2 tRNA genes are annotated in these 288 nt (G+C 52.8%); both read right to left on the reverse strand.

Annotated features, from left to right (window positions below):
• Positions 1–8: 8 nt before the first annotated feature.
• Positions 9–84, reverse strand: a tRNA-Ala gene (locus tag IQO02_RS08520).
• Between the two features lie 14 nt (positions 85–98).
• Positions 99–175: transfer RNA gene (locus IQO02_RS08525), tRNA-Ile, on the reverse strand.
• Positions 176–288 lie beyond the last annotated feature (113 nt).

Genomic DNA, 288 nt, shown 5'->3' on the forward strand with positions numbered 1-288 from the left:
CTTAAAGATGGTGGAGCTATGCGGGATCGAACCGCAGACCTCCTGCGTGCAAGGCAGGCGCTCTCCCAGCTGAGCTATAGCCCCATCTAGGTCGATATTGGTGGGTCTGAGTGGACTTGAACCACCGACCTCCCGCTTATCAGGCGAGCGCTCTAACCAGCTGAGCTACAGACCCAATATCGTCTCTTAACTTTTTTAAACCTAATCAATCTGTGTGGACACTCATCGTGGTATCTTCGTATAAGGAGGTGATCCAGCCCCAGGTTCCCCTAGGGCTACCTTGTTACG

The organism is Vibrio sp. OPT24 (assembly GCF_015163545.1).
Taxonomy (GTDB): Bacteria; Pseudomonadota; Gammaproteobacteria; order Enterobacterales; family Vibrionaceae; genus Vibrio; species Vibrio cyclitrophicus.